The sequence below is a fragment of the Staphylococcus sp. GDY8P72P genome, from assembly GCF_016890655.1.
GTDB lineage: Bacteria > Bacillota > Bacilli > Staphylococcales > Staphylococcaceae > Staphylococcus > Staphylococcus arlettae.
In genome coordinates this window covers 1-3,765 of the sequence record NZ_JAFEQJ010000002.1, presented here as the reverse complement: position 1 = coordinate 3,765, position 3,765 = coordinate 1, and the positions used below count along the sequence as shown (strand labels likewise).

Here is a 3,765-nt window from a genome sequence, read left to right as displayed (position 1 = left end):
TTATGGTGATGAAACAAATGTTATTTTAACCCTTTGTCGTATGATCGTAACTTATGAAACAGGTAATTTTTATTCAAAAGATTTAGCTGGAAGTATGATAATAGAAAATTTAGCAATTGAAGAAAATAATTTAATAAGTTTAGCTATTTCTAGTTATAAAAATGGTAATAGCGTTGATTGGGAACTTTTTCCTGTTAAGAGTGTCATTAAAAAACTTTATGCTTATTTGAATTATAAATTATGATAATAGCTTTTGTAATATTTACAATATCCAGTATTCCTTAAATTTTGAAAAAGAAAGTAAGTAGTTGAATATGTTGTTTTAGTTTTGATCTTTATGTTTAACAACCACTATTTTTGGTTGCTGATGTTTTGATTTTGAATTTGGTTTTGAACTTATGGACTGATTTATTCAGTCCATTTTTTGTGCAGGCACAAAAACATGTTTTAGCCTCGCAGAGCATACGGTTTAACGACTTATTGTAAAATAAGTCTAGTATGTTAGACTTAAAGTATTAAATTACTTAACTAACCTTATTGTTGAGGAGTGAATTATATATGTCGTATTCAATTATTAGAGTTTCAAAAGTTAAAACAGGAACAAATACAACAGGCATACAAAAACATGTTCAAAGAGAAAATAATAATTATGAAAATGAAGATATAGACCATAGTAAAACTTACTTAAATTATGATTTGGTAAATGCTAATAAACAGAATTTTAATAACTTGATTGATGAAAAAATTGAACAGAATTATACAGGTAAACGAAAAATTAGAATAGACGCGATTAAACACATTGATGGTTTAATTACATCAGACAATGATTTCTTTGATAATCAAACGCCAGAAGATACAAAGCAGTTTTTTGAATATGCTAAAGAGTTTTTAGAACAAGAATACGGTAAAGATAATTTATTATATGCGACAGTTCACATGGACGAAAAAACTCCACATATGCATTATGGTGTTGTTCCTATCACTGATGACGGTAGATTAAGTGCGAAAGAAGTTGTAGGGAATAAAAAGGCGTTAACAGCGTTTCAAGATAGATTTAACGAATATGTTAATCAACGTGGGTATGATTTGGACCGAGGACAATCAAGACAAGTTACAAATGCTAAACATGATCAGGTAAGCCGATATAAGCAAAAAACAGAATACCATAAGCAAGAATATGAGCGTGAGAGCCAAAAATTAAGCCATATACAACAAAAAAGCAGTGAGTTGATAGAACAATACCAAAAATCATTAGAAACGCTTAAAAAGCCTTTAAACGTCCAATATGAACATGAAACTGAAAAAGTAGGTGGATTGTTCAACAAAGAAATACAAGAAACAGGGAATGTTGTAATAAGCCAAGAAGAATTTAATAACTTTCAGAAACAAATACAAGCAGCACAAACGATTACAGAAGATTATGAGTATATTAAGTCAGATAAAGCTCTGAATGACCTAAAAAACGAAAATAGTAAGCTTAGAGAAGAAAACAAGGATATGTCTGAAACTTTAGCAAGAGCAAATGAGTTTATAAAAGACCTCAAAAAACACCTTGATAATGCGCTTAATGTTATTAAAGTTATTAGAGAGATTTTTGAGAAGTTAGAGCAAGCTATTGGTAGAAATAAATATAGAAATTTAATGAATGATGTGAGTAGAGATAATGCTCCTATGATAAAGGCAATACAAATGTTTGATAAACAAATACACCCTGAAGAATATCAAGAAGAAAAGAATACGCAAAAACGTGATAGGGGTAGAGGTAGATAAATAAAAACGCCACTCTAAAAATAGAATGGCGTTCAAAATCTTAAAAGAATTGTTTTAAGTATATCTAATTTAATTATACCCACGTTTATGCCGAGAAAACTTTTTGTCTTAAAGAGTCCTTAACTTAGACTTAAAGCGACAGCGGTCGATAGCGTCAGCTATTAACCCGACCGACTGACAGCTTTTAGGATTGTTAAGGACGCAAACTTTAAGACCAAAAGGAAATTGGAATAAAAAAATAAATTGAGTTAATGGTTTAGGTTTTAGGGCTAACTTCACGAAGTGATCTGTTAGCCCTGTTTTTGTATTTTGGCTTAGAATTTATCAAATTTAGTTGGAAAAAGGGGGACTACTACGACCCCCCCTTTTAAGTGCCGAGTGCCAATTCCGAGATTGTGAAGTGTTTAGACCTTTAATGCCAATGGATTCAACGATTTTTCACAAAGCTACATTTAGGCTACATTTTAGGGACTTTATGAGTTATTGTATAGAAATCTCTAGACATATATGTATAAATGGAATAAAATAAACTTATTAATAGTTAGAAATGGGGAGTAAAAATGGTTCGTACAAAAGTAGGTATAACTTTAACTGAAGATACTTTGAAAAGACTTGAAGAAATTGCAGAACAAATGGGTTTAACTAAATCTCAGGCTATTTCTATGTTGGTTAATAAAGAATATTTGAGTAAGTATCAAGACAAAGATAAAGTATTTAAGGCATAAAAAAATGACTTGATCTAATTAGGAACTAATTAGACCAAGCCATTTGATAGTGTTATATTAATAACAAAATAAAAAAAAGAAGTCGCTCACGCCCTGACCAAAGTTTGTGAACGACAAAACCGTAATAAAATATAAGAATTATGTTTTATTAATTTGTATATCTAGATATTAAACGATTTAAGTTTATTCTTCAAGATATATATTTGGGTGAGCGACTTCTTAAACAAAATTAAGGAGTCGATTTTTTATGAGTAAAAAAGAACAAGAAATCTATTCAAAACAAGTTACATCAGGGGAAGTGCAAAATTACTCCTTAACCGGCTACTCTAATAGCCGGTTAAGTGGTAATTTTTTTACCACCCCTCAACCAGAATTAAGTTTTGATGCTATGACAATCGTTGGGAATTTGAACAAAGCCAATGCTAAAAAGCTGTCTGATTTTATGAGTATTGAGCCACAAATAAGACTTTGGGATATACTTCAAACAAAGTTTAAAGCTAAAGCACTTAACGAAAAAGTTTATATCGAATATGACAAAGTAAAAGCAGATAGTTGGGATAGACGTAATATGCGTGTTGAATTTAATCCTAATAAACTCACACATGAAGAAATGCTTTGGTTAAAACAAAACATTATCGACTACATGGAAGATGACGGTTTTACAAGATTAGATTTAGCTTTTGATTTTGAAGATGATTTGAGCGACTATTACGCAATGACTGATAAAGCAGTTAAGAAAACTATATTTTATGGTCGTAATGGTAAACCAGAAACAAAATACTTTGGGGTACGTGATAGCGATAGATTTATTAGAATTTATAATAAAAAACAGGAACGTAAGGATAATGCAGATATTGAAGTTATTTCAGAACATCTATGGCGTATAGAAATTGAATTGAAACGAGACATGGTTGATTATTGGAATGATTGTTTTAATGATTTACATATTTTAAAACCTGATTGGACAACACCAGAAAAAGTAAAAGAGCAAGCAATGATTTATTTGTTACTGAATGAAGAAGGCACATGGGGAAAACTTGAAAGGCATGCTAAATATAAATACAAGCAATTAATTAAAGAAATATCTCCAATTGATTTAACTGAATTAATGAAATCGACTTTAAAAGCTAACGAAAAACAATTGCAAAAGCAGATTGATTTTTGGCAACGTGAATTTAGATTTTGGAAATAATATTTAAAGATGAGAGGAGTCAATAATGGAGGAACCAAATAAGCAAATTGATAATGTTTTAATAGAATTGAAACGATT

General features: G+C 30.1%; 4 protein-coding genes. All 4 read left to right on the top strand.

The annotated features are described in order from the left end of the window. On the top strand, window positions 1-244 hold a 244-nt coding region (locus JVU85_RS00375; protein ID WP_204172035.1), incomplete at its 5' end, for an aminoglycoside adenylyltransferase domain-containing protein. A 314-nt stretch (window positions 245-558) separates the two neighbouring features. Continuing rightward, on the top strand, window positions 559-1,770 hold the full coding sequence (gene mobV / locus JVU85_RS00370) for a MobV family relaxase (RefSeq protein ID WP_204172034.1): 1,212 nt from the start codon (window positions 559-561) through the stop codon (window positions 1,768-1,770). Between the two features lie 560 nt (window positions 1,771-2,330). Further along, a complete protein-coding gene (locus tag JVU85_RS00365; RefSeq protein ID WP_107510999.1) occupies window positions 2,331-2,495 on the top strand; it encodes a ribbon-helix-helix domain-containing protein in 165 nt (54 codons plus the stop codon). A gap of 247 nt (window positions 2,496-2,742) precedes the next feature. Next, entirely contained in the window at window positions 2,743-3,687 is a 945-nt protein-coding gene (locus tag JVU85_RS00360; protein WP_204172033.1) for a replication initiation factor domain-containing protein, read from the top strand. Window positions 3,688-3,765 lie beyond the last annotated feature (78 nt).

Excerpts from the sequence above, each read along its gene's own strand:
- JVU85_RS00360 (WP_204172033.1), top strand. The coding sequence starts at position 2,743 with ATGAGTAAAAAAGAACAAGAAATCTATTCAAAACAAGTTACATCAGGG.
- JVU85_RS00365 (WP_107510999.1), top strand. The coding sequence starts at position 2,331 with ATGGTTCGTACAAAAGTAGGTATAACTTTAACTGAAGATACTTTGAAA.
- mobV (WP_204172034.1), top strand. The coding sequence starts at position 559 with ATGTCGTATTCAATTATTAGAGTTTCAAAAGTTAAAACAGGAACAAAT.